Annotated in this window: 18 protein-coding genes and 1 riboswitch; of the genes, 4 read left to right on the forward strand and 14 right to left on the reverse strand. The window is 37.1% G+C overall.

All coding sequences use genetic code 11. The features are described from left to right. Positions 1-173: 173 nt before the first annotated feature. Positions 174-1,214, reverse strand: a complete 1,041-nt coding sequence (locus ACY9Z2_RS15225; protein ID WP_463610510.1) for a C45 family autoproteolytic acyltransferase/hydrolase — start codon at positions 1,212-1,214, stop codon at positions 174-176. Between the two features lie 148 nt (positions 1,215-1,362). On the opposite strand from ACY9Z2_RS15225, the gene ACY9Z2_RS15230 reads away from it, so the two are divergent. Then, positions 1,363-3,090 (forward strand): DNA-binding protein, encoded by a 1,728-nt coding sequence (locus ACY9Z2_RS15230; protein WP_463610511.1) that lies wholly within the window; start codon positions 1,363-1,365, stop codon positions 3,088-3,090. Between the two features lie 352 nt (positions 3,091-3,442). Next, positions 3,443-3,676: a PUA domain-containing protein gene (locus tag ACY9Z2_RS15235; protein WP_463610570.1), complete on the forward strand. Its 234-nt coding sequence runs from the start codon at positions 3,443-3,445 to the stop codon at positions 3,674-3,676. 204 nt (positions 3,677-3,880) lie between these two features. Here ACY9Z2_RS15235 and ACY9Z2_RS15240 read toward each other — a convergent pair whose 3' ends face one another. The 7 genes from ACY9Z2_RS15240 to ribD form a co-directional block, all read right to left on the reverse strand. Beyond that, positions 3,881-5,299, reverse strand: coding sequence for a zinc ribbon domain-containing protein (locus ACY9Z2_RS15240; RefSeq protein ID WP_463610512.1), 1,419 nt, complete (start codon positions 5,297-5,299; stop codon positions 3,881-3,883). A 338-nt stretch (positions 5,300-5,637) separates the two neighbouring features. Continuing rightward, the gene (locus ACY9Z2_RS15245) at positions 5,638-7,515 is read right to left on the reverse strand and encodes an ABC-F family ATP-binding cassette domain-containing protein (RefSeq protein WP_463610571.1); all 1,878 of its coding nucleotides are present in this window, start codon (positions 7,513-7,515) and stop codon (positions 5,638-5,640) included. Between the two features lie 84 nt (positions 7,516-7,599). Next, positions 7,600-7,797 carry a hypothetical protein gene (locus ACY9Z2_RS15250; protein ID WP_463610513.1) on the reverse strand — a complete coding sequence of 66 codons (198 nt, stop codon included), beginning with the start codon at positions 7,795-7,797 and terminating at the stop codon, positions 7,600-7,602. A gap of 78 nt (positions 7,798-7,875) precedes the next feature. Beyond that, on the reverse strand, positions 7,876-8,340 hold the full coding sequence (gene ribH / locus ACY9Z2_RS15255; protein ID WP_463610514.1) for a 6,7-dimethyl-8-ribityllumazine synthase: 465 nt from the start codon (positions 8,338-8,340) through the stop codon (positions 7,876-7,878). Between the two features lie 15 nt (positions 8,341-8,355). Further along, positions 8,356-9,558, reverse strand: coding sequence for a bifunctional 3,4-dihydroxy-2-butanone-4-phosphate synthase/GTP cyclohydrolase II (locus ACY9Z2_RS15260; protein WP_463610515.1), 1,203 nt, complete (start codon positions 9,556-9,558; stop codon positions 8,356-8,358). A gap of 14 nt (positions 9,559-9,572) precedes the next feature. After that, on the reverse strand, positions 9,573-10,214 hold the full coding sequence (gene ribE, locus ACY9Z2_RS15265; RefSeq protein ID WP_463610516.1) for a riboflavin synthase: 642 nt from the start codon (positions 10,212-10,214) through the stop codon (positions 9,573-9,575). A gap of 1 nt (position 10,215) precedes the next feature. Then, positions 10,216-11,310 (reverse strand): bifunctional diaminohydroxyphosphoribosylaminopyrimidine deaminase/5-amino-6-(5-phosphoribosylamino)uracil reductase RibD, encoded by a 1,095-nt coding sequence (gene ribD, locus ACY9Z2_RS15270; protein WP_463610517.1) that lies wholly within the window; start codon positions 11,308-11,310, stop codon positions 10,216-10,218. 277 nt (positions 11,311-11,587) lie between these two features. Further along, positions 11,588-11,736, reverse strand: a riboswitch (FMN riboswitch). Positions 11,737-11,932: 196 nt separating this feature from the next. On the opposite strand from ribD, the gene ACY9Z2_RS15275 reads away from it, so the two are divergent. Beyond that, positions 11,933-12,427 carry a CBO0543 family protein gene (locus tag ACY9Z2_RS15275; RefSeq protein ID WP_463610518.1) on the forward strand — a complete coding sequence of 165 codons (495 nt, stop codon included), beginning with the start codon at positions 11,933-11,935 and terminating at the stop codon, positions 12,425-12,427. 58 nt (positions 12,428-12,485) lie between these two features. Here the strand turns inward: ACY9Z2_RS15275 and ACY9Z2_RS15280 are convergent, their stop codons facing one another. The 3 genes from ACY9Z2_RS15280 to sipW form a co-directional block, all read right to left on the reverse strand. Continuing rightward, positions 12,486-13,325 (reverse strand): TasA family protein, encoded by an 840-nt coding sequence (locus ACY9Z2_RS15280; RefSeq protein WP_463610519.1) that lies wholly within the window; start codon positions 13,323-13,325, stop codon positions 12,486-12,488. 32 nt (positions 13,326-13,357) lie between these two features. Next, positions 13,358-13,978 (reverse strand): TasA family protein, encoded by a 621-nt coding sequence (locus tag ACY9Z2_RS15285; protein ID WP_463610520.1) that lies wholly within the window; start codon positions 13,976-13,978, stop codon positions 13,358-13,360. Positions 13,979-14,058: 80 nt separating this feature from the next. Next, positions 14,059-14,646: a signal peptidase I SipW gene (gene sipW, locus ACY9Z2_RS15290; protein WP_463610521.1), complete on the reverse strand. Its 588-nt coding sequence runs from the start codon at positions 14,644-14,646 to the stop codon at positions 14,059-14,061. A gap of 512 nt (positions 14,647-15,158) precedes the next feature. Between sipW and ACY9Z2_RS15295 the strand changes: the two genes are divergently transcribed. Then, positions 15,159-16,145 (forward strand): DmpA family aminopeptidase, encoded by a 987-nt coding sequence (locus ACY9Z2_RS15295; protein ID WP_463610522.1) that lies wholly within the window; start codon positions 15,159-15,161, stop codon positions 16,143-16,145. 39 nt (positions 16,146-16,184) lie between these two features. Here the strand turns inward: ACY9Z2_RS15295 and ACY9Z2_RS15300 are convergent, their stop codons facing one another. From ACY9Z2_RS15300 to ACY9Z2_RS15310, 3 genes are read right to left on the reverse strand one after another with little or no spacing between them, the layout of a single operon-like run. Beyond that, positions 16,185-17,387, reverse strand: coding sequence for a DUF4129 domain-containing protein (locus ACY9Z2_RS15300; protein ID WP_463610523.1), 1,203 nt, complete (start codon positions 17,385-17,387; stop codon positions 16,185-16,187). Continuing rightward, entirely contained in the window at positions 17,374-18,591 is a 1,218-nt protein-coding gene (locus ACY9Z2_RS15305) for a DUF58 domain-containing protein (protein ID WP_463610524.1), read from the reverse strand. The genes ACY9Z2_RS15300 and ACY9Z2_RS15305 overlap by 14 nt, the downstream gene beginning before the upstream one ends. After that, the gene (locus ACY9Z2_RS15310) at positions 18,591-19,541 is read right to left on the reverse strand and encodes an AAA family ATPase (protein WP_463610525.1); all 951 of its coding nucleotides are present in this window, start codon (positions 19,539-19,541) and stop codon (positions 18,591-18,593) included. The genes ACY9Z2_RS15305 and ACY9Z2_RS15310 overlap by 1 nt, the downstream gene beginning before the upstream one ends. Positions 19,542-19,592 lie beyond the last annotated feature (51 nt).

Below are 19,592 nucleotides of genomic sequence, written 5' to 3' on the forward strand. Positions count from 1 at the left end.
AAAATTGCCACCCTTCTACTTGATATCCTTAAGATCTGTACTCCTATCGTGCAAAATAACTTGTACAATTCTAAAGATTTTTCTAAAGTATATTCTTTTGTAGAAGGTAGAAGAACTTTATGAAGAAAAAAACTAACGGTGATTCTAAGCTTCTTTATCATTATTAGTAGCCTTTAATCCATGTGAGCAAAGGACAATTCCGTATCTACTTCACCTAAAATACGCTTAGCTGCTATTTTTTCACCTGCTAACCATTTCGAAAAATCAATAATATATGGGTCTCGGTCTCCACCTAATGAAAACCACGCCTTACGTTCTTTAGGAAAATATCCTGATGTATGAATGGTGCCAGACCAATTTTTGTAGTCAGTTGAAAACACACCCTTATCTGTATCATTCATCATCCGAAATGCTTGATAGGCGTCTGAAATGCTATTTTTTTGTTCATTAATGGCATTCATTCGCTTATAGGAATCATCTAGATGATGTCTATTCTCGTGTTTAATGACTTCAAAGTGATTTGTACAAACGTTTGATTGGTAAGCCTCAATCCCTCTAGGTGTCGCTTCTATTACAAATGTCTCTTCATTTTTGTCTAGTACAGTATAACTAAACGAATGACGATGCGGTATTTCCTTTAAGAACGAAACAGCCTCTTGAACATCCCTGCACCGTTCTAGAACTAAGCGTCCAATCATGTTACAAATAAACCCATCGCCCGGATTTTTTCGGTGAATAAAATTGTAGCCCATTGCAAGCCCTTTTTCATTCATTCCATCCATACGTCCTGTAATACGTTGAGATGGCCCTATTACAGCGTACCCTCCATCTGAAGGCTGATAAATCATATAACGTCCTTCATATGTTCTCGGATGATAGTCATAGTTTCGGATCATATAATCTTTACCAGTAAAAATGGAACAACCGGAGCGAACGTACTCTAATCGATATCCCCCAAATTCTTTTAACACTTCTTCCATCGGCCATTCTAATGCATCTCTTAATCCAACGAGTTCCTCCCAAATCGCTGGTGCGAAGGGCTCAAACGCCTCTTTCACTGATTTTTCATCTATTAAAAAGCGCGCTTTGCGGGTTTTCCATTGTTTTTTCCTATTTCTAATTGTCAGCGAGTCTTTTAATTCAAGCCCTTGCTTAAATCCAAAATCGTAATGACTTCCTCTAAATTGATATATATCACTAAATATTTTTTTCAATACCATTACCCCATTCACTTATTGCTATTTTCAGTTTAATGGAAGCATCAAGATAATGAAATGAAACTGCCTTTGAAATTTAATTGAAACTATTTAGGATTACGATACGTAAATAGGAGTGGAAAATTCATTAGTAGGAGTGACAAGCATGACAGGAATATTACTAACAGCATTATTATCTACTATTTTGTATGTAGCTTTATCGGTAATACTTATTTTTAGTAACAAAAAAAGCAGAAATCTAACAATGAAATACGCGGCATTTAATTTCATTGGACTATTTATCTTAGCAAGTATAATAAACTATTTTATTTTGTTACCTATAACGATTCCAAATATGTTCATTTCAAATCTTATTATTGCAGGAATCGGGATATTCTTTTTATACGGTATGACACGGACGCCAGGTAAAAAAGAAAAAAGTAAGGATAGTGGCCCTTTCGAGGCAACACTTGGGCTATTGATTATTTTAGCAGTCGTGATTGTACCAACGATTTTTGTTCTGGGAATCTTTACGTTAGATAATTCCTATGAATCTATTAGTCAAAATGAAGTGGAAGAAGCAAAACCATTAAGCAAAGAGAATACGCCGATTACTGTCTCGCCTGAATTCGCACGAAACAAAACACAGAAATCAATGAGTGTTATTCCAAACACACAATTTTATGATTTAGGAAAACTTCAAGTACAAAAAATTGGAGAAGACGTTAAGTTTGTCGGACCAGTAGAATTTACTGGTTTTTGGAAGTGGTTCCGAGGCAAGGAAACGGAAGGCTATTTCACTATTTCTGCGACAAACATTAATGCACAACCAGAATTTGTAGAAAGTAAAATGACATACACAAATTCGAGTTACTTTAATAAAAATATTGAACGCGTAATTTATGGTGCATACCCTTCTTACATTCAAAGCGGTGAGGCTCAAATTGAAGTTGATGAAGAAGGAAAACCATGGTATGTACAAACATTATATCAACCAATTGGACTAACCAATAAACCTGATTTACAAAATTTAAAGGTAGCTGTTGTTGACCCTGTTTCAGGTAACGTAAGCTTATATGCAACAAACGAAGCTCCCGAATTTATTGATGGTTCTGTAAGCTCAGAAATGGCAACTGATGTGAACGAATACTTTGGTAAGTATGTACACGGTTGGCTAAACTCTATATTCGGTAAAAAAGATGTTAAAATTCCAAATGAATCAGGAACAGAAAGCAGTGTTACGCCTATTTTCAGTGATGATGGTGATATGTACTACTTCACAGATATGACATCTCCAAAAGAGAACATCGATTCAGCATTAGGTTATACACTTATTAATGCGCAGACTGGGGAGCTTACGTATTACAATGGTAAGAAAAATAGCGGGATAATGGATAGTACTGGAGCGAAAGAAATCGTAAATAAGGAATTCCCTGAGAAAAATTGGGAAGGATCTATGCCTGTACTCTATAACATTGACGGCAATCCAACTTGGGTAGTAAACGTACTTGATCCGAACGGACTCTTTAAAAAGTATGCGTATATTAAAGCATCCGATTCTGACTTTGTCGTATTCGGTGACACTGCACGCGAAACGTTAGAAGCATATCGCCTACAATTGCTGCAGGATCCAAGTAATGTATCCTCATCTGGAGAGGCACCACTAGAAACCCGTTCCGGTGAGGTAAATCGTGTACTCGTTATCACGCAAAAAAACGCACAAGTTGTTCAATTTTTACTAAAAGATGATACGACTATTTACACTGTAACTGCGGGTAAGGCTCCTCTAGCACTCTTCTTGCAGGCAGGTGATCAAGTGCAATTTGAAGCAAATATACGTAACAATGGCACAGGAATTGTAGAAACAATTAGTATTGAAGGAATAACAAAATAAATTTGTCAGTATGTTACGTCAGATAGTGGAATAAGAGATGAATTTATTAGCAAACCTGGCTTACCGCCAAGACTTTATGGCGAGAGCCTTAGTTGAACTTATGCAGGTTAGAAAGGATTTAAACTTTCTTACCTGCTAAAAAAATTCTTGCCAAACAACAAGAAATAATAAGAGATTAACCAAATCCTTACCCGATTTTATCAGGTAAGGATTTTCACTACCAAAAGTTTTTCGGATTTCTACGGCAAACAAAACCATGTTCCCTATATAAAAAACAATATAAATTTATAAAACAACATCAAGAATAAGATTAGAGGGAGTGGTGACTTGACTGGCAAGTAGTATAGCTCCAATCGATATCCACACGGTTAGCGGTCGCTTTGATAAAGGAACCGTTGTAAAAATTTATGATATCCAGGGCGAAGTAACTGGCCTCGGCGTTGTGAGCTACTCTTCAGAATCCCTGAATAAATTAATTAACCAACCTGAAATTGAAGTTAACGACAATGAAAAAGCTGCTATTGAAAGTAAACACCTTGTGTCTGACGTTCTCCCCATCCATAAATATAGGGAGTTCCACCTTTAAATAACCTAAGCTCTTTCCTTCTACGGAACGAAGCTAAGAATGAACTTCGCGTTGGTTTAAAAGGCTTTCACAGTCGAAATTGTTCTGATGCACATAATCAAACCAGGATTATCTACATGGGTTCGGATTCCCTTGCCGCTCACAACTTATTGACTGTTTCGGGGTACGTCTGCACCGAGAGATTTGACCTCCCATCTCAAAAGGTTAGATACCAAACGAGGCAATATATTTCTTTCCTGATTGCTTTTTTTCTTTTAAACTTGTTACACAATGTTCCAAAATAATGGAAAAGGTCATCCAATCCTTACTTGCGTTTTTTATGTTTACACGATTGGTTTTCGTTACATATCTAGCCAAAAAGGCACTGTATAAATCACGTTGCGCGATAACGCCACACTCACATCCATGCCATCGTTGTCGAAGCGGCTTTTTCTTTATCACTCCACAGTGACAGGTTTGAGACAGTTTCGTCGAGTAGGTTGGAAACTCTCGAAATTCACCACCCTGCACTTGTATCTTTTGTTTCAACATGGTTAGAAAAGCGCTTGGCGCCTTTCTGCCAATACTTTTTCCGTATAACTTTTGAAATGCCTTGTACGACAATTTTTCTGTTTGAATGAAAGCAGCCTGTTGTAATATTTGGTTCGTGTCTCGTCCATGTAACTGCCTTCTAGTTGCTTTTATTTTCCGTTCCAATTCCCGGTACTCCGAACGGGTCTTTATGTATCGATTGGAGTTCATCCATTTCTTTTTCCCTTTTTTGACAACCCCGTTGCTAAGATAATTTTGGGGGTTATTCGCTCTCCGTTGTCTGTCCATCTTCCGATTAAGTCTTCTTTTCTCTTTATCTAGTAGTACAACTTCCTTACAGAACTCCTGTAAGGCAGCTTTTGTTTCTCCCACTATTGCTATTGTAGAGGGACCAATGTCTAGTCCAACCTTTTCTTTTCCCATTTCATATTTCCGATACGGATATCCCTCTAGAATTAACTGGACATAAAAACAATTCTTACCCTTTACCTCTTTTTTGATCAAACGACAGAATTTGATTCGTTGTTCTAGGGCATGTTGCATCCATTTATCCTTTGGATCAATTAGGCACTTTAAAGCAAGTTTTTTCCCAATGAAAACATATCCGTTTGAATACGTAAGAAAGGTGTTATTATTTTTTCCCTCTAATGACACAAACTCCCCCTTACGTTTAAACCAAACTTTCTTGGCCTGTTTAAAGGCATATTTTTGTGTCGCTTTAAACGCACGAGTAGCTATTTTTTGGCATACATGCGTCCCTAAATGCTCCGCAATAAATTTCGAATCATTTTTTGTTTTAATACCAAACGCTTGCATGGAAAAATTTGTGAAACCGTATATTTCATTCAGGTGTTTAAAGTTTGCTCGACGCTTTTGTATATCTGTTTCCAATGTTTTGGATAAACGAACCGTTTCGTTGTATAAATTTGTCCGTTGAATCATTTGAAGTCTTTTCAAACATTCCCCAAGACAAGCATTGTACAGCTGTCTTCCACAATCAGACAGCATCAAAAGCTGTTTTTCTTTTTTAGAATCGGTTTTCAATCGAATCGTTGCGACGAAAGAGGGAGTTCTTTCTTTTGATGCTGCCATCGGACTACACTCCTTCAAAAGAAATCGATTTAAGTTCCACATCTACTCCGTTTATTCAAACGAATGATGTTTATGTAAAGAAACAATCTTACTTTTCAACCATATCAGACTTTTCATAAGTCAATTATAGCCATTACCTTAGGAAAACACAATACTTTTCAAGAACATTTGTTCTTTTTTATATAAAAAAGAAACAACCTCACCCCATACATTGAATGCAGGGGCTTGCAGTTGTTTTTTTGTCATTTAGATACAAAATAAAAGGATTGAACCAATGTTTGGATCAATCCTTTTTCAGTGTTTGGACTTTGTGTCTTAACCGTATGGAAATCCGATTTTTACCTACTTTCCATCTCCTCAACCAGCAACGAAAGTTCTGTCCATCGATCCATTTTTTGTTCAAGGTTTTCTTCAACCTCTTCTTGTTCCTTATATAATTCTTGCACTTTACCAAGATCACTGCCTGCATCCGCAATGGAAGCTTTTAAGCTTTCGATTTTTGCTTCCAATTCAGTAATCTGATCTTCAATCTCGTTCCATTCTTTTTGTTCATTGTAGGATAGCTTCTTTTTTGTTTTCTTAACCGGAGTTGAGGCTTTTTCTTTCGGTTGAACACTTTCTTTTTCCACACTCATTTTTTCCAGATACTCACTATAATTTCCATAAAACTGTTCCACTTGGGGCGATTCATCTAATACAAGTAGCTGATCAACTACTCGATCTAAGAAATATCGATCATGGGAAACCGTAATGACGACACCAGGAAAATTCTCCAAATAATCTTCTAAAATACTTAGCGTTTCTGTATCCAAATCATTGGTTGGTTCGTCTAAAAATAGTACATTTGGTTCGTTCATCAATATTTTCAATAAATACAGACGCCGCTTCTCCCCACCAGATAACTTACGAATATAATTCCATTGCTCGGATCGTGGGAATAGGAATCGTTCTAGCATCTGTTCAGCCGTAATCACTTCATCATTCGTTGTATGAATAACTTCCGATACTTCCTTTATATAATCAATTAAACGTAATTCACCATCTAGTTCCTCGTTTTCTTGTGTGTAATATCCGATATTAACGGTTTCACCAACATCAATGAACCCATTGTCGGGCTTCAAGCGATTAGCCATTATATTTAGTAAGGTTGTTTTCCCAGATCCATTTGGACCTACAATACCTAACCTGTCACCTGGCTTAACTAAGTAATTAAACTTAGCAATCAATTTATTATCTCCAAAGTTTTTTTCTATATCTGTGAGTTCCATTACTTTTTTACCTAACCGCTTCGATCCAGCTTGAAATGATGCGTCGTTTTTCTTCGTATCAAATCGCGTTTCCTTCATTTCTTCCACTCGATCAATTCGCGCTTTCTGCTTCGTCGATCTTGCTTTCGCTCCTCGCTTTAACCAAGCAATTTCTCTACTTAATATATTTTCATGTTTTTGTTGATTGCTTTCTTCTAATGCCTCGCGTTCTGCCTTTTTCTCAAGGAACAATTCATAGTTCCCTTCATATTTATATAAATTTCCTTTATTTAATTCATAAATATGGTTTGTGACACGATTTAGGAAATAGCGGTCATGCGTAACCAAGAGCAATGCACCGCGATAGGATGCCAAAAACTTTTCCAGCCATTCAATCGTAGCGTGATCCAAATGGTTTGTTGGCTCATCCAAAATCAGTAAATCAGCAGGTTGAATTAAAGCCTTTGCAATCGCAATCCGTTTCTTTTGACCACCTGACAAGTCAGAGATATTCTTACTAAATTCTGTAATACCTAACTTTGTCAAAACTGTCTTTGCAGTAGTGTTTGCTTCCCAGGCATCATGTTCTTCCATTTTTTGTTGCATTGTAAGTACATGCTTTTGAGCTGATTCACTCGTTGGATTAGATGAAAGATCAAGCAGTGCACGCTCATAATCACGCATTGTTTTCATGATGATTGACTCGCCAAAGTATATTTGTTCAATCACCGACAACCTTGGATCAAGTATAGGATCTTGGGACAAATATTCGATGTGATAATCTTTTGCATGCTTGATAGAACCTTTCTCAGCTTGTTCTATACCTGCAATTACTTTCAAAAAGGTAGATTTTCCTGTTCCGTTCACACCAATTAAACCGATGCGATCATTTTCTTTTATTGTACAAGAAACATCATTGAATAATATTTTTTCACCGTATGATTTTACAACATTTTCGACCGTAAGCATTTCCATCATTCCTCATTTCCTAACACACTCTACACACAGTATAAGGGAACCTCTTAGACGTGAAAAGAAAAACACGTGAGCGATTTACTCACGTGTCTTAGATATATCTTCATCCTTAACGCCTTGTATCCGTTGTTTGATATATATTACGATAAGAAATAGTAACCATGACGTGAATCCATAAAAAATAATTTTAGCCATTGGTTGCATTTCATTAAAAAAGAAGGCCATACCTATCCAAATAGCTCCTAAGCCTATAATTTGATACAACACCAATTTCATTGAACTTTCCCTCCAACTAATGGAACATCTCTTTAAGACAAGTTTATCGCAGTTCGATGAATTTTTCTATCAAAAATACTATAGACTTTTCACTAGATTTGCCATTTCAATTGCAGCAACTGCAGCTTCTGAACCTTTATTCCCGGCTTTGGTACCAGAGCGTTCAATTGCCTGTTCAATCGTTTCCGTTGTCAAAACGCCAAAAATGACTGGTTTCCCTGATTGATTAGCAGCTTGTGAAACACCCTTCGCTGCTTCTCCACAAACATAATCAAAATGTGGAGTAGAACCACGGATCACCGTTCCGAGTGTTATAACTGCATCATATTTTTTGTTCATTGCCATCTTATTAGCGACTAATGGAATTTCAAATGCGCCCGGCACCCATGCAATATCAACGTTATCTTCATTAATTCCGTGTCTTTTTAGCGTGTCGACTGCCCCTTCTAGAAGCTTACTTGTAATAAAATCATTAAATCTACCTACTACAATTCCAATTGTTAAATCTGTTGCTACTAATTTACCTTCAAATGTGTGTCCCATATCTATCAGCTCCTGTTATAAGTTGTGTAACTCTAATAAATGCCCCATCTTACTATATTTTGTTTTCATATACGGCATATTTGTCTCGTGGTATTTTGTTGCCAGTGGGATGCGATTCACAACATCAATCCCATAACCCTCTAGTGCAGTTAACTTTTCAGGATTGTTCGTTAAAACATTTACACGTTCAATACCAAGGTCTTGTAAAATTTGTGCGCTCAATAAGTAATCCCGCTGATCGGCCTGGAAACCAAGCTGCTCATTTGCTTCAACTGTGTCATAGCCCTCTTCCTGTAGTTTATATGCTTTCAGTTTGTTTAACAGACCAATTCCTCGCCCTTCCTGTCGCATATAAACCAGTACACCACTTCCAGCTTTCTCAATTTCAGCTAACGCTTGATGCAATTGTGGCCCACAGTCACACCGCTTCGATGCAAATACATCGCCAGTTAAGCATTCAGAATGAACGCGCACCATTACCGAATCTTCTGACTGAATGTCACCTTTAACAAGCGCAATATGTTCCTTATCATCTAAATCATTGGAATACCCAACTACCGTAAAATCACCAAAATCAGTTGGGAGTTTCGTTTCCACTTCTCGTTTAATAAGTTTTTCATGCCTCTTTCGATAAGCAACCAAATCCTCGATGGAAATAAGTTTTAAATCAAACTGTGATGACATCTCCTTCAAATCGGGTACCCTCGCCATGGTTCCGTCCTCTTTGATGATTTCGCATATTACCCCAGATGGGTTTGCACCACAAAGCTTTGCTAAATCCATCGATGCTTCGGTATGACCTTGCCTCGTTAACACACCGCCATCCTTTGCAACTAATGGAAAAACATGTCCTGGACGCTTAAACTGCCAAGCAGCAGTTGTTGGATCTGCCAATGCTTGAATGGTCTTAGCTCGCTCTTCTGCACTAATTCCAGTAGTTGTTTCGTGGTGATCTACACTAACGGTGAATGCAGTTCCAAACGGGTCAGAGCTTTGGCTAGTCATAAACGGCAAATTTAAACGTTTTGCTACTTCTTCGGTAATGGAAGTACATACAAGCCCTTTTCCATGGGTAATCATAAAATTAATTGTTTCCGCTGTAGCCATTTCCGATAACGCTACAAAATCACCCTCATTTTCTCTATCTTCATCATCTACCACAATGACTGGCTTTCCATGTTTTAAATCAGTTAATGCTTCTTCAATTGAATGAAACATAGTTTGACATCCCCCTACATATATCCATTTTCAGTAAGTAATTTTTTACTAATGGTATTTCCACTTGAAAGTTCAACCATTTGCGCAATATATTTTGCTAGCATGTCACACTCAATGTTGACCACCGCTCCAAGTCCTTTTTCACCTAGCACAGTTTGTTCGACTGTATGGGGGATTAAAGAAATAGTAATTGTTTGATCTTTCACATAAAAAATCGTTAAACTAACCCCATCGATTGCAATCGATCCTTTAGGAAGTACATAAGGAATGAATTCAGCTGGGATCCTTATATCGTAATAGATTGCATTCGCTTCCTTCTTCTTTCGGGTAATCTTGCCAATCCCGTCAATATGCCCGGATACAAAATGCCCACCAAACCTTCCATTCGCATGCATTGCCCTTTCTAAGTTAACCGCTGAACCTGACTTTAACGTACTTAGCGATGTTGCCTTTATCGTTTCTGGCATTACATCCACTTGAAATGTATCGCGATTAAATGCGGTAACGGTTAAACAAATACCGTTTACTGCGATACTATCACCTATTTTCATATCACCCATGATGGATTCCGCACAAATTGACAGCATGATGGAATTCGCAGATTCTTGTTTTACTTCTTTAACCTGTCCGAGCTCTTCTACAATACCTGTAAACACACTATCCTTCCTTTCTTGGAACCGAAACAATTTTTATATCTTCACCGATTTTCTCAACAGACTTAACATGTAATCGTAAAGCGTTATTTAACGATTCCATACCAACTCCAGCTATAGAGGTTGGTGCATCTTTTCCACCGATTAATAGTGGTGCAACATAAGAAATCACTTGATTGACTGCATTTTCCTGCAGAAAGCTTCCGTTTACTCCTGCGCCACCCTCTACAAATAAAGTCATAATATCCTGTTCTCCTAAATAGTTGAGTACATCGCCAACTTTTATTTTTTCTTGATTAAGCTGCACAATTTTCACATTTGGATAATTACGAAAGACTTCTACCGTTTGTTGCGAAACATTTTCCCCTGTGAAAATCCATGTTTCTGCTTCGCCATCTGTGATTACATTTGATTCACGAGGTGTTCGTAGATGTGTATCCAAAATAATTCGAGTAGGATTTCTACCGCCATTTGGCAACCTTGTAGTAAGCTGTGGATTATCAGCAATTATCGTGTCAACGCCAACCAAAATAGCATCATGGTTATTTCGATATTGGTGAACATCTTTTCTTGCTGACTCACCAGTAATCCATTTGCTCTCCCCTGTAACTGTTGCAGTTTTACCATCCAAGCTAGTCGCCGATTTTAACGTGACAAAAGGGGTTTTTGTGGATGTGAAATGGAAAAAAGATGCATAAAGAGATTCTGCTTGCTCCTTTCCAACACCAACCTCGACCGATACATTTGCTTGGCGCAGTTTTTCAACACCTTTTCCTGCAACCTTTGGATTTCTATCCATCGTTGCTATAACTACACGCTTAATTCCACTCTCAATGACAGCATCTACACATGGTGGAGTTTTACCAACATGACTACAGGGCTCTAACGTAACGTACAACGTTGCACCTTTTGCCTTATCTCCAGCCATTTTTAAAGCATGGATTTCAGCATGCGCTTCACCTGCTTTTAAATGAGACCCCATCCCTACTATTGATCCATCTTGTACAATCAATGACCCAACTGGTGGATTCGGACTCGTCTGCCCCTGAACTGATTCAGCAAGGGTTAGTGCAATATTCATGTAATCCCATTCCGTCATCACCATCATCCTTTCTAAATACAACTAAAAAAACCCTTGAATAAGCTTCAAGGGCATAATGGCAGAATTTATAGGTATGATAAATAAGCATTTCAATTCTATGAAAATAGACGTGCAGAATAAACTTAGTCTATCGACAAATTTTATTGGCAATAGTCTTAGCTGCGCTTATACTGGTATTGCACCTATTGTTCAATTACCAGCGAAATAAGAATTCGTCATCACAACAGCGTGCATGTAATAATACACCTGTTTGAACAGAACATACTTTACCTAGAAATCCCTTCTCCCATCCAGACTTTAACTGTCGGCTCCGGAGTTACACCAGATCCACCGCTTGATTATGAAAATCGCACGGGTCACGGACTAAGAAGTTCGCACTTCATCACCGCCGATTGGGAATTTCACCCGACCCCGAAGGAATTCGAAATATGAAGTTGTATATTCTTTATACATGAAATTTTTTAAAATCGCAACTAAATAGAATTGAGAATAATCCCTCATTAGCAAAATAAATATTTACTATTTATTAGGACACAATAATATACACATTAATAATAAAGGAATGTATATATTGAACTATATCGAGAAAACTAACGAGAACCATTCGAGGTTAATTGAAGTGTTTTCTGAAAAACAGCAAATATGGAATGAATATGTATTTTTAAGTTGGCAATGGTTTTTACTTATTATCATTAGTGCTATATTAATCTTTATTTTTATTAGATTTAGAAAGAAAAACAGCACTGCAAAATTATTACTCGCCGGTTTTTCCGCATGCATTTTATCCGCTTTTTTTGACACACTTGGAAATTTTTATAACTGGTATGACTATAGTTATGATTTAATTCCGGGAACGCCTAACCTCATCCCTTGGGATGCCTTGTTTATACCAGTTACAGTTATGTTTACTCTACAAATAAAACCCAACGTCAATCCAGTAGTCAAGGCAATCATATTCGCAGGTGTTATCTCATTTGTTATGCTTCCTATACTACAAATAACTCCCTATTACTATATAGAAAATTGGAATTACTTCTTCTCTTTTATAATTTCTATTTTTATTTATCTCGTTGCACATGGATTTAGCAAGCTTGATTCTTATGAGAAATTATAATGTTTTCAGTAATTATGAAAAAAAGGAGACGCTATCTACAATAACGTCTCCTTTATGTTTAATTACTATTATTACCGTTATTAGCCTGTTCGTTGGATTCTACTTTGCCTTCTTCATCCGAAACATCCTGACCATCCCATTGGCGAGCTTCAAACATGAATTCTACGTCCGCAGAGTCACCTTGGAAAACATTTTGTAAATACGCCCCATTATCACCACGATTTGGATCGTCTATAAATTCAATTTTAATTTGTAAAATGTCTACATCATTCGGATTAACTGGTAACCCAGTATATATACCATTATCTTCAGATGCCACATTTAAGCGATTCGATGCATCAATATAATCTGAATTAAGGTTTTCAAAGATTCTATCACGAGCTGCGGCTGCACCCTCGCGATCTCCTTCAATGTTACCAGAGGCAAGATAAAAATCACCTAGTCCAACGTTACTTACAATCTCTTTAGGAAACTCACCACTACTGTCACCTTCAGCTCCCACTTTTACCACTGATACGTTAAATTGATTAAGATACTCTACAACAGTGTTTTTCCCCCAAGTATCTTCGTCATCAGCACCTGCCATTCCTTCACTAGGGTTTAAATAATCTTTAAAATTGACAGTTTCAATTGAAAGTAAAACATCTTTAATTGCAAGAGTCCCATCATTTACAAGCTGAATATTACGAGTCATCGTATCACCAGGCTTTAAATTAGATATTTCAAAAGTATACGGCTGATTATTTAATTCATTTAAAGATAATTCTAATGTACCTGCAGCAACGCTTCCATTAACTTGTTCCACATCATTAAATGCCGCCCAAGTACCAACACCTACTAAAGAAATGCCTAATGCAGCGGCCATTGCTCCACCGGCTAATCGTTTTTTTATAGTCATATCCTTAACCTCCATTGTTATATAATTTTTATCTATTCAACGTCATTGCTGCGATCTTTACCAGGCATTTGTGTAGCTTCTAAAGAAAGATTTAGAGTTGCGCCTTCACCTTGGTATTTGTTTTGCACAAACAATCTAGAACCTTCATATCTAGCATCATCTTCGACAAATGTAATCTTAACTTCAAAGGTTTTAGATTCCTCTGGTAATATTGCAGCTTCTTCGTCCCCCTCAAATGTAATTCTTTGATTATTTAGTTTAGACAGTTCATCAAGTGTTATTGAATAATTTGTGCCCAGTACTTCTAACTTAAACTGAGATAAGAATTCATCTTGATTATTTACACCGTTATCTGGAAGATTTGCGTGAGTAACATCATTAAATCCTTCTACAGCTGAAGTAAGTAAAATTTCATTAATGGCCAAGGAACCACCATTTGTTAAGGTTAACGTTTTGGTTGCATAATCCCCAGGCTTTAAATTACTAAGATTAAATAAAGTATCCGTACTTGTTTGCAAATCCAAAGTCCCCGCTGCAAATGAGTTATTTACTGTCTCCACATCGTTAAATGCTGCATATGTTCCACCTGCGACTAGTGACAACCCTAGTGCTCCTGCTAAAATTCCTGTGCCCATCTTTGTTTTGAAATTCATTTTTGAATTCCTCCCTATTTTTTGTTACCCATTGGGTATGTATATTGACCCTTATAAAAGGGGATCAATCACGCTAAAAACTACTTTTCAGACTCCACTGCAACTGCTTTTGTTTTATTTTCCAATTCTTTAATGCCGCTTCGAATAGTGAAAAATGCGTATCCAATTAAAACAATTCCAGGTAGTACTAATAACAACGCTGTTCCCATTGGAGAGCTTGCAAAATTAACAACATAACCTACAAACGGAATGGTGAACCCTGTATATTTCGCCACAACATTTTCAGATAGTACGAGATTGGTATCAGCATGCTCATTGTTGTCACCTTTTGTTTGATATAGAGTTCCGCTTTCTTTTTTTACAACATCGGCAATTCTATGCGTTACCACACGATTTTCATCTTGCTTAAATGTGATTACGTCTCCTTTTTTTAAATTGGTAGTATCGTCTAGCTTTTTTACTAGAATTACTGAACCAGTTTGAAAGGTTGGTTCCATTGATCCTGATAGTACCGTTTTTAATTGGTAACCATTTATTTCTGGTTCTCCACCGGAAGCTTTAGTTGAAATAACTAACAGTGTCACACTCAGCAATGTAATAATAAGTAAAGTGGATATTACTGTGCTTATTATTTTTCTTGTTTTTTTAAACCTCAATTCTGTCACCATCCTTTACGTGTTAAAATTGCAGACTTTTAATCCCTGTTTTCTTTAAAAAACGCATTTGTTCTTCATTAAGAACACAAATAGAGTATAATTCAAATTTCCTAGATTGAAAAACCTCAAAAACAGCCATATATTCTTAATAAAGAACAATTATATCCCATTTACTCTTGATTTCTCTTTCTCACGTATGATTTTGTATTTTTTAAAGAACGTTATATTCTTATTAAAGAACAAATAAACCCTTCTACACTAGCCCTCAACCATCCAAAACACGTTTATTTTTTACCTTACATCAAAAAATTTTTAGTAAAAAAGTCTAGTAGACAGGTTTATCATTTTTTCAAATAATAGACTAGTAAACAGACCTTTAAGCTTTTTTGACATAGAGTAATAGTGCAAGACAAAAACAATCCCTTTCCAATCCCAGTTCCACAACAGTCAAGAAGGGCCATGGTTGAACATGGTCCTTTTTCATGTAAAATAAAAGCTAACATAACATGTAAAGGGGTTAATTTATGGCCATATCTAAAGGTAGTTCAAATGGAATAACAGATGTACCGGGCGTTAAAGTAGGACATGTTACGTTATACGAGCAAATAGACGAAACGAACACGATCTGTACTGGTGTAACAGCTATCCTGCCACACAGTGAAAATTTATTCATGAAGAAGACACGCGCGGCAAGTCATGTCATTAACGGATATGGCAAAACGAACGGATTAGTTCAAGTTGAGGAGCTTGGTCTGTTAGAATCGCCAATCATGCTTACAAATACATTCAGTGTTGGTGCCGTTATGCAGGGAACGCTTGATTATATGTTGAAGGAAAATGAAGAGATTGGAGATTCAACTAGCTCTATTAACCTAATAGTAGGAGAATGTAATGACAGTTATTTAAACTCTATGCGCATTCCCGCTGTTAAACCAGAACATGCTATTGAGGCGATTGAAGGAGCTACTGAACATCCAGTGGAACAAGGGGCCGTTGGGGCAGGTAAGGGAATGATGTGTTTTGGTCATAAAGGTGGCATTGGAACCGCGTCACGTATCGTTATGGTAGATGATCATTCCTATACAGTTGGTTGCCTTGTATTAAGTAATTTTGGGAAACCTTCTGATGCGTTATTTGCTGAATTAGAAAATAAAGAAGTGGATACTCCTGATGGATCCATCATGATGATCGTTGCAACGGACGCACCACTTTATGATCGTCAATTAAAGCGATTAGCCAAACGCTGTGCTGTTGGACTCGGGCGAACAGGAAGCAATATCGATAACGGAAGCGGTGATATTGCGTTAGCTTTTTCTACTGCGAATACATATAACCACAAGTCTAAGCAGGCAACAGTGTCGATTGACCATATCCGTGACGATCACCAGGTTATGAATCAACTTTTCCAAGCTGTCATTGAAACGACTGAGGAATCTGTGATTAATTCCTTAAAATATGCCGAAACAACTACTGGACGTAAAGGTCGCGTTGTTAAGAAAGCTCCACTTTAAAAAATCACGCCTAGGATTAACTCAATCCTAGGCGTGTATTCATCTTATATTTAATTGTGATCTCATTTCTTCTAATTCAATTTTAACTACTTGTATTTCATCTTTCGTTAACCTACTATTTCCATACCTAATCTTCTGATATAAATCCAAGTTGGATCCATTAATGCCGAGTCTTCTAAACCATTCTTCAATAGTTTCAGATTGTTTTCTGCCGATTCCCTTCTCAACTGCAGCTCGTTCAAAATGGAAGACTTTTCGCCTTACTTCATCATCTGGTTGTTCCGAATTCCATTTGGAAAATAGTGGCGTTTTATTAATTTCACCTTGAATGGTTTCAGATGGGACACGTTCTAATTCCTTGTCTTTTCCTTGGTTACGAAACTTCATTCGAGACAATAAAATGATAATTAGAATTAAGATAAATGCAGCAATTCCAATGGTCCACCAGTTTATCACGTCAGGAGGTGTATATTCTGTATTCATCTCTTCTTCGGTTAAAAAACGAGGAACGTCGTCATTAAGTTTCGTCTCATTATTCCCTTGAACAGCCATTCCCTCAAGCTTTTTTTGTAATGATTCGATATCAAGTCCAGTAAAGCCAACGAGTTCAAGTCCCCACCACAAACCAGAACCAATCGTTTTTGTCAAAAAGCTATATACATAAGGCACGACTGTTGTTACGATTCGATAGGTAGAAAAAACAACGACACTTCCTGCGGAAATTATCGCGAAAAAGCTAACAACAAACGGAATCGATTGTTTTACTCCAATTGATCCATCGACAACAACATGACTCAACTGATACCCACCAATCATCACAACTAGCATAATTAACGCTATCCAAACAATGTCCATATCATAAAAAAATATGACATCGAACAAAAACGCTAAGCTCATATACGTAATCAATTGCATTTGATTACGTTGATCAGGATTAGCATCATGCATAATGAACCTCCACGTCATAAATAATGCAAAAACACTTGCAGAAATGGGAGGAAAGTGACCCACATAGATTGCAATTGGAATTAGAATAAATAAACTAACAAGATAAATACTGTAGTTTGCAATATAACGGATTCCAATTGATAAAAATGTAATGGAAACAGCTACCATGAAAAGATATCCCCATAGTGGTATCGAATATTCAAAGATCTCAGTAATAGGAACGATGAAAAAATAAAATAATAATCCCTCACCGATAAGCTGATAGTATTTTATAATTGTTCTATTGGGCGTCATATACAGCCACCCTTTCACTCTTCACTTCAGTCAAACGTGCACCGTCGGTAAAGTCAGTAACGTGAAATACACCATTCCCTTGTCTCCTCAAATTATTTACATAGTGGTAACTTGAGTGATCAATATCACCAATGATGACAACAATCGATGCAGAACTGGTTTGGTTGTTGATCCGATGAAGTATGTTTGTTAATGGTAGCACTGTGCTATCTTTCTCAGTTCTAGTTAACATTTCAAATGCTGTTTTTAATTGATCATGTCCACTATCACTTTCCAAATGAAATGGAATACTCCCTACTTTTGCAGCATTAATAAATAGTTCCATAGGGTAGCCTAATTTGGTAATAGCATGGCAAATATAAGCCGCTTGAGAAATGTATTTTTCCATATTTGGACTCGCATACACATTACCCAGAGGGCTAGCTTTAGCAATATTTACAACAATCGTCCATGAAATATTACGATTACGCTCATAGATCTTTGTTTGTAACGTTTGATTTTTTGCAGATGCCTTCCAATGGATTCGGTGAAACGGATCAGAAGCAACATAATCACGTGTACCTACTGGGCTTAATAAATCCTCAAAAGGTGAAAATCGGGTGACTTGATTACCAAAGTTATTGTACGAAAGTTCCTCTATCCCTGCGACAGGGCTAAGCGTTGGATAAACCAATATTTCAGTTTGGTAAAAACTATGATAGCTTAGGATTATCTGTTCAAAATTCATAATATGTGGAAAGGAATATTCAATATCCTTTAATCTAACCACACCACGTTGTTTTGCGACCAATTCAATTGGAATTCGAGCTTCACTCTTCCCCATTAAAAGGAGTGGTACGTGGTAATGATTTTTTTGCTTCTTACTAAATCGGACAAACCGTTCACTACCTACCTTTTCATTTGTAGTAAAGCTTACATGACCATTGATGACTGGTAATATTGATTTGTTTTTTATTACAATTTCTAGTTCGATTTCTTCTCCCTCAAACATACGAATAGAACGCCTATTATTTTCTAAAATAAGCTTTTGACCAATTCTTTCATTGTAAAAATGGATAAGCACCATAAAAGTGATAACAAATCCTACAACTAGAAGAATAGCTGCCCTCCCCGCTACAATACTCACAAGCGCCATAACTACTAGAAGAAAAGGCAGTAATTCATATTCACGTCCTACCTTACTGGAGTTTCTACGCCAGTTCATTACCTTCCAGTCTCCAGCTCTACAGGTACATCAACTGTTCGAATAACTTCTTCAAGCACTTCTGATTTTGTTTTTCGAATGGAACCTTCCATGGATAAAACAATTCGATGCTCAAATACTGCTCGAACCAAACCTTTAATATCTTGAGGCGTCACATATTTTCTATCACGAAGAAAAGCCAACGCTTGACCTGCACGCATCAATGCTAGTGCTGCTCTTGAACTCACACCTAACTCAATATCAGTATGATTTCTAGTTGCACGGACTACAGCGAGCAAATAATCTTGTACTACCTCGGATACTTCTACCTCCATAACTTCTTGTTGTAACTCGACTATCTCATCTGTAGTTAAAATAGGCGTAATATGATGAATCGGATCTTGGGTTCTATTTAAATTGAGAATTTCTTTTTCTTCTTCTAATGATGGATAATCCATCGTTATTTTCATTAAAAAGCGATCAAGCTGTGCTTCAGGTAATGGAAACGTCCCGTGGTTTGACTCAATCGGGTTCTGTGTTGCAATAACTAAAAAAGGCGAAGGGATGGAAATAGTTACCCCATCAATTGTTGTTTGTTGTTCCTCCATCACTTCAAGTAAACTTGATTGCGTACGTGGAGTGGCGCGATTTATTTCGTCAGCTAACAAGATGTTTGTCTTAACAGGTCCAACGCGCATTTCAAATTCTTGCGTTTTTGGGTTAAGAAACTGAATACCTGTTACATCAGATGGCAGGACATCTGGCGTAAATTGGACCCTACTAAATTGTCCATTAATAATTTTCGCGAAACTTTTAGCTAATTTCGTTTTTCCAGATCCCGGAACACTTTCCAGCATCACGTGACCTTTACCTAGTAATGATACAAATAGCAATTCAACCACCTCATCTTGACCAACGATGACTTGGCTAATTGCTTGTTTCGCTTGATTTATTTTATCGATTGACGACATGTATGCTCCCCCTATTTTCTCTTTAATAAAAGTATAATACTCCAGTTGCTA

Source organism: Virgibacillus sp. GM2-2, assembly GCF_055329585.1.

What these genes read in the sequence shown, in the direction of transcription:
- ACY9Z2_RS15295 (WP_463610522.1), top strand. Translation starts at nt 15,159, where the DNA reads ATGGCCATATCTAAAGGTAGTTCAAATGGAATAACAGATGTACCGGGC.
- ribH (WP_463610514.1), bottom strand. Translation starts at nt 8,340, where the DNA reads ATGGGACACACATTTGAAGGTAAATTAGTAGCAACAGATTTAACAATT.
- ACY9Z2_RS15240 (WP_463610512.1), bottom strand. Translation starts at nt 5,299, where the DNA reads ATGGCAGCATCAAAAGAAAGAACTCCCTCTTTCGTCGCAACGATTCGA.
- ACY9Z2_RS15245 (WP_463610571.1), bottom strand. Translation starts at nt 7,515, where the DNA reads ATGCTTACGGTCGAAAATGTTGTAAAATCATACGGTGAAAAAATATTA.
- ACY9Z2_RS15260 (WP_463610515.1), bottom strand. Translation starts at nt 9,558, where the DNA reads ATGTTTCATTCAATTGAAGAAGCATTAACTGATTTAAAACATGGAAAG.
- ACY9Z2_RS15305 (WP_463610524.1), bottom strand. Translation starts at nt 18,591, where the DNA reads ATGAACTGGCGTAGAAACTCCAGTAAGGTAGGACGTGAATATGAATTA.
- ribD (WP_463610517.1), bottom strand. Translation starts at nt 11,310, where the DNA reads ATGACGGAATGGGATTACATGAATATTGCACTAACCCTTGCTGAATCA.
- sipW (WP_463610521.1), bottom strand. Translation starts at nt 14,646, where the DNA reads ATGGTGACAGAATTGAGGTTTAAAAAAACAAGAAAAATAATAAGCACA.
- ACY9Z2_RS15280 (WP_463610519.1), bottom strand. Translation starts at nt 13,325, where the DNA reads ATGACTATAAAAAAACGATTAGCCGGTGGAGCAATGGCCGCTGCATTA.
- ACY9Z2_RS15250 (WP_463610513.1), bottom strand. Translation starts at nt 7,797, where the DNA reads ATGAAATTGGTGTTGTATCAAATTATAGGCTTAGGAGCTATTTGGATA.
- ACY9Z2_RS15230 (WP_463610511.1), top strand. Translation starts at nt 1,363, where the DNA reads ATGACAGGAATATTACTAACAGCATTATTATCTACTATTTTGTATGTA.
- ACY9Z2_RS15300 (WP_463610523.1), bottom strand. Translation starts at nt 17,387, where the DNA reads ATGACGCCCAATAGAACAATTATAAAATACTATCAGCTTATCGGTGAG.
- ACY9Z2_RS15310 (WP_463610525.1), bottom strand. Translation starts at nt 19,541, where the DNA reads ATGTCGTCAATCGATAAAATAAATCAAGCGAAACAAGCAATTAGCCAA.
- ACY9Z2_RS15285 (WP_463610520.1), bottom strand. Translation starts at nt 13,978, where the DNA reads ATGAATTTCAAAACAAAGATGGGCACAGGAATTTTAGCAGGAGCACTA.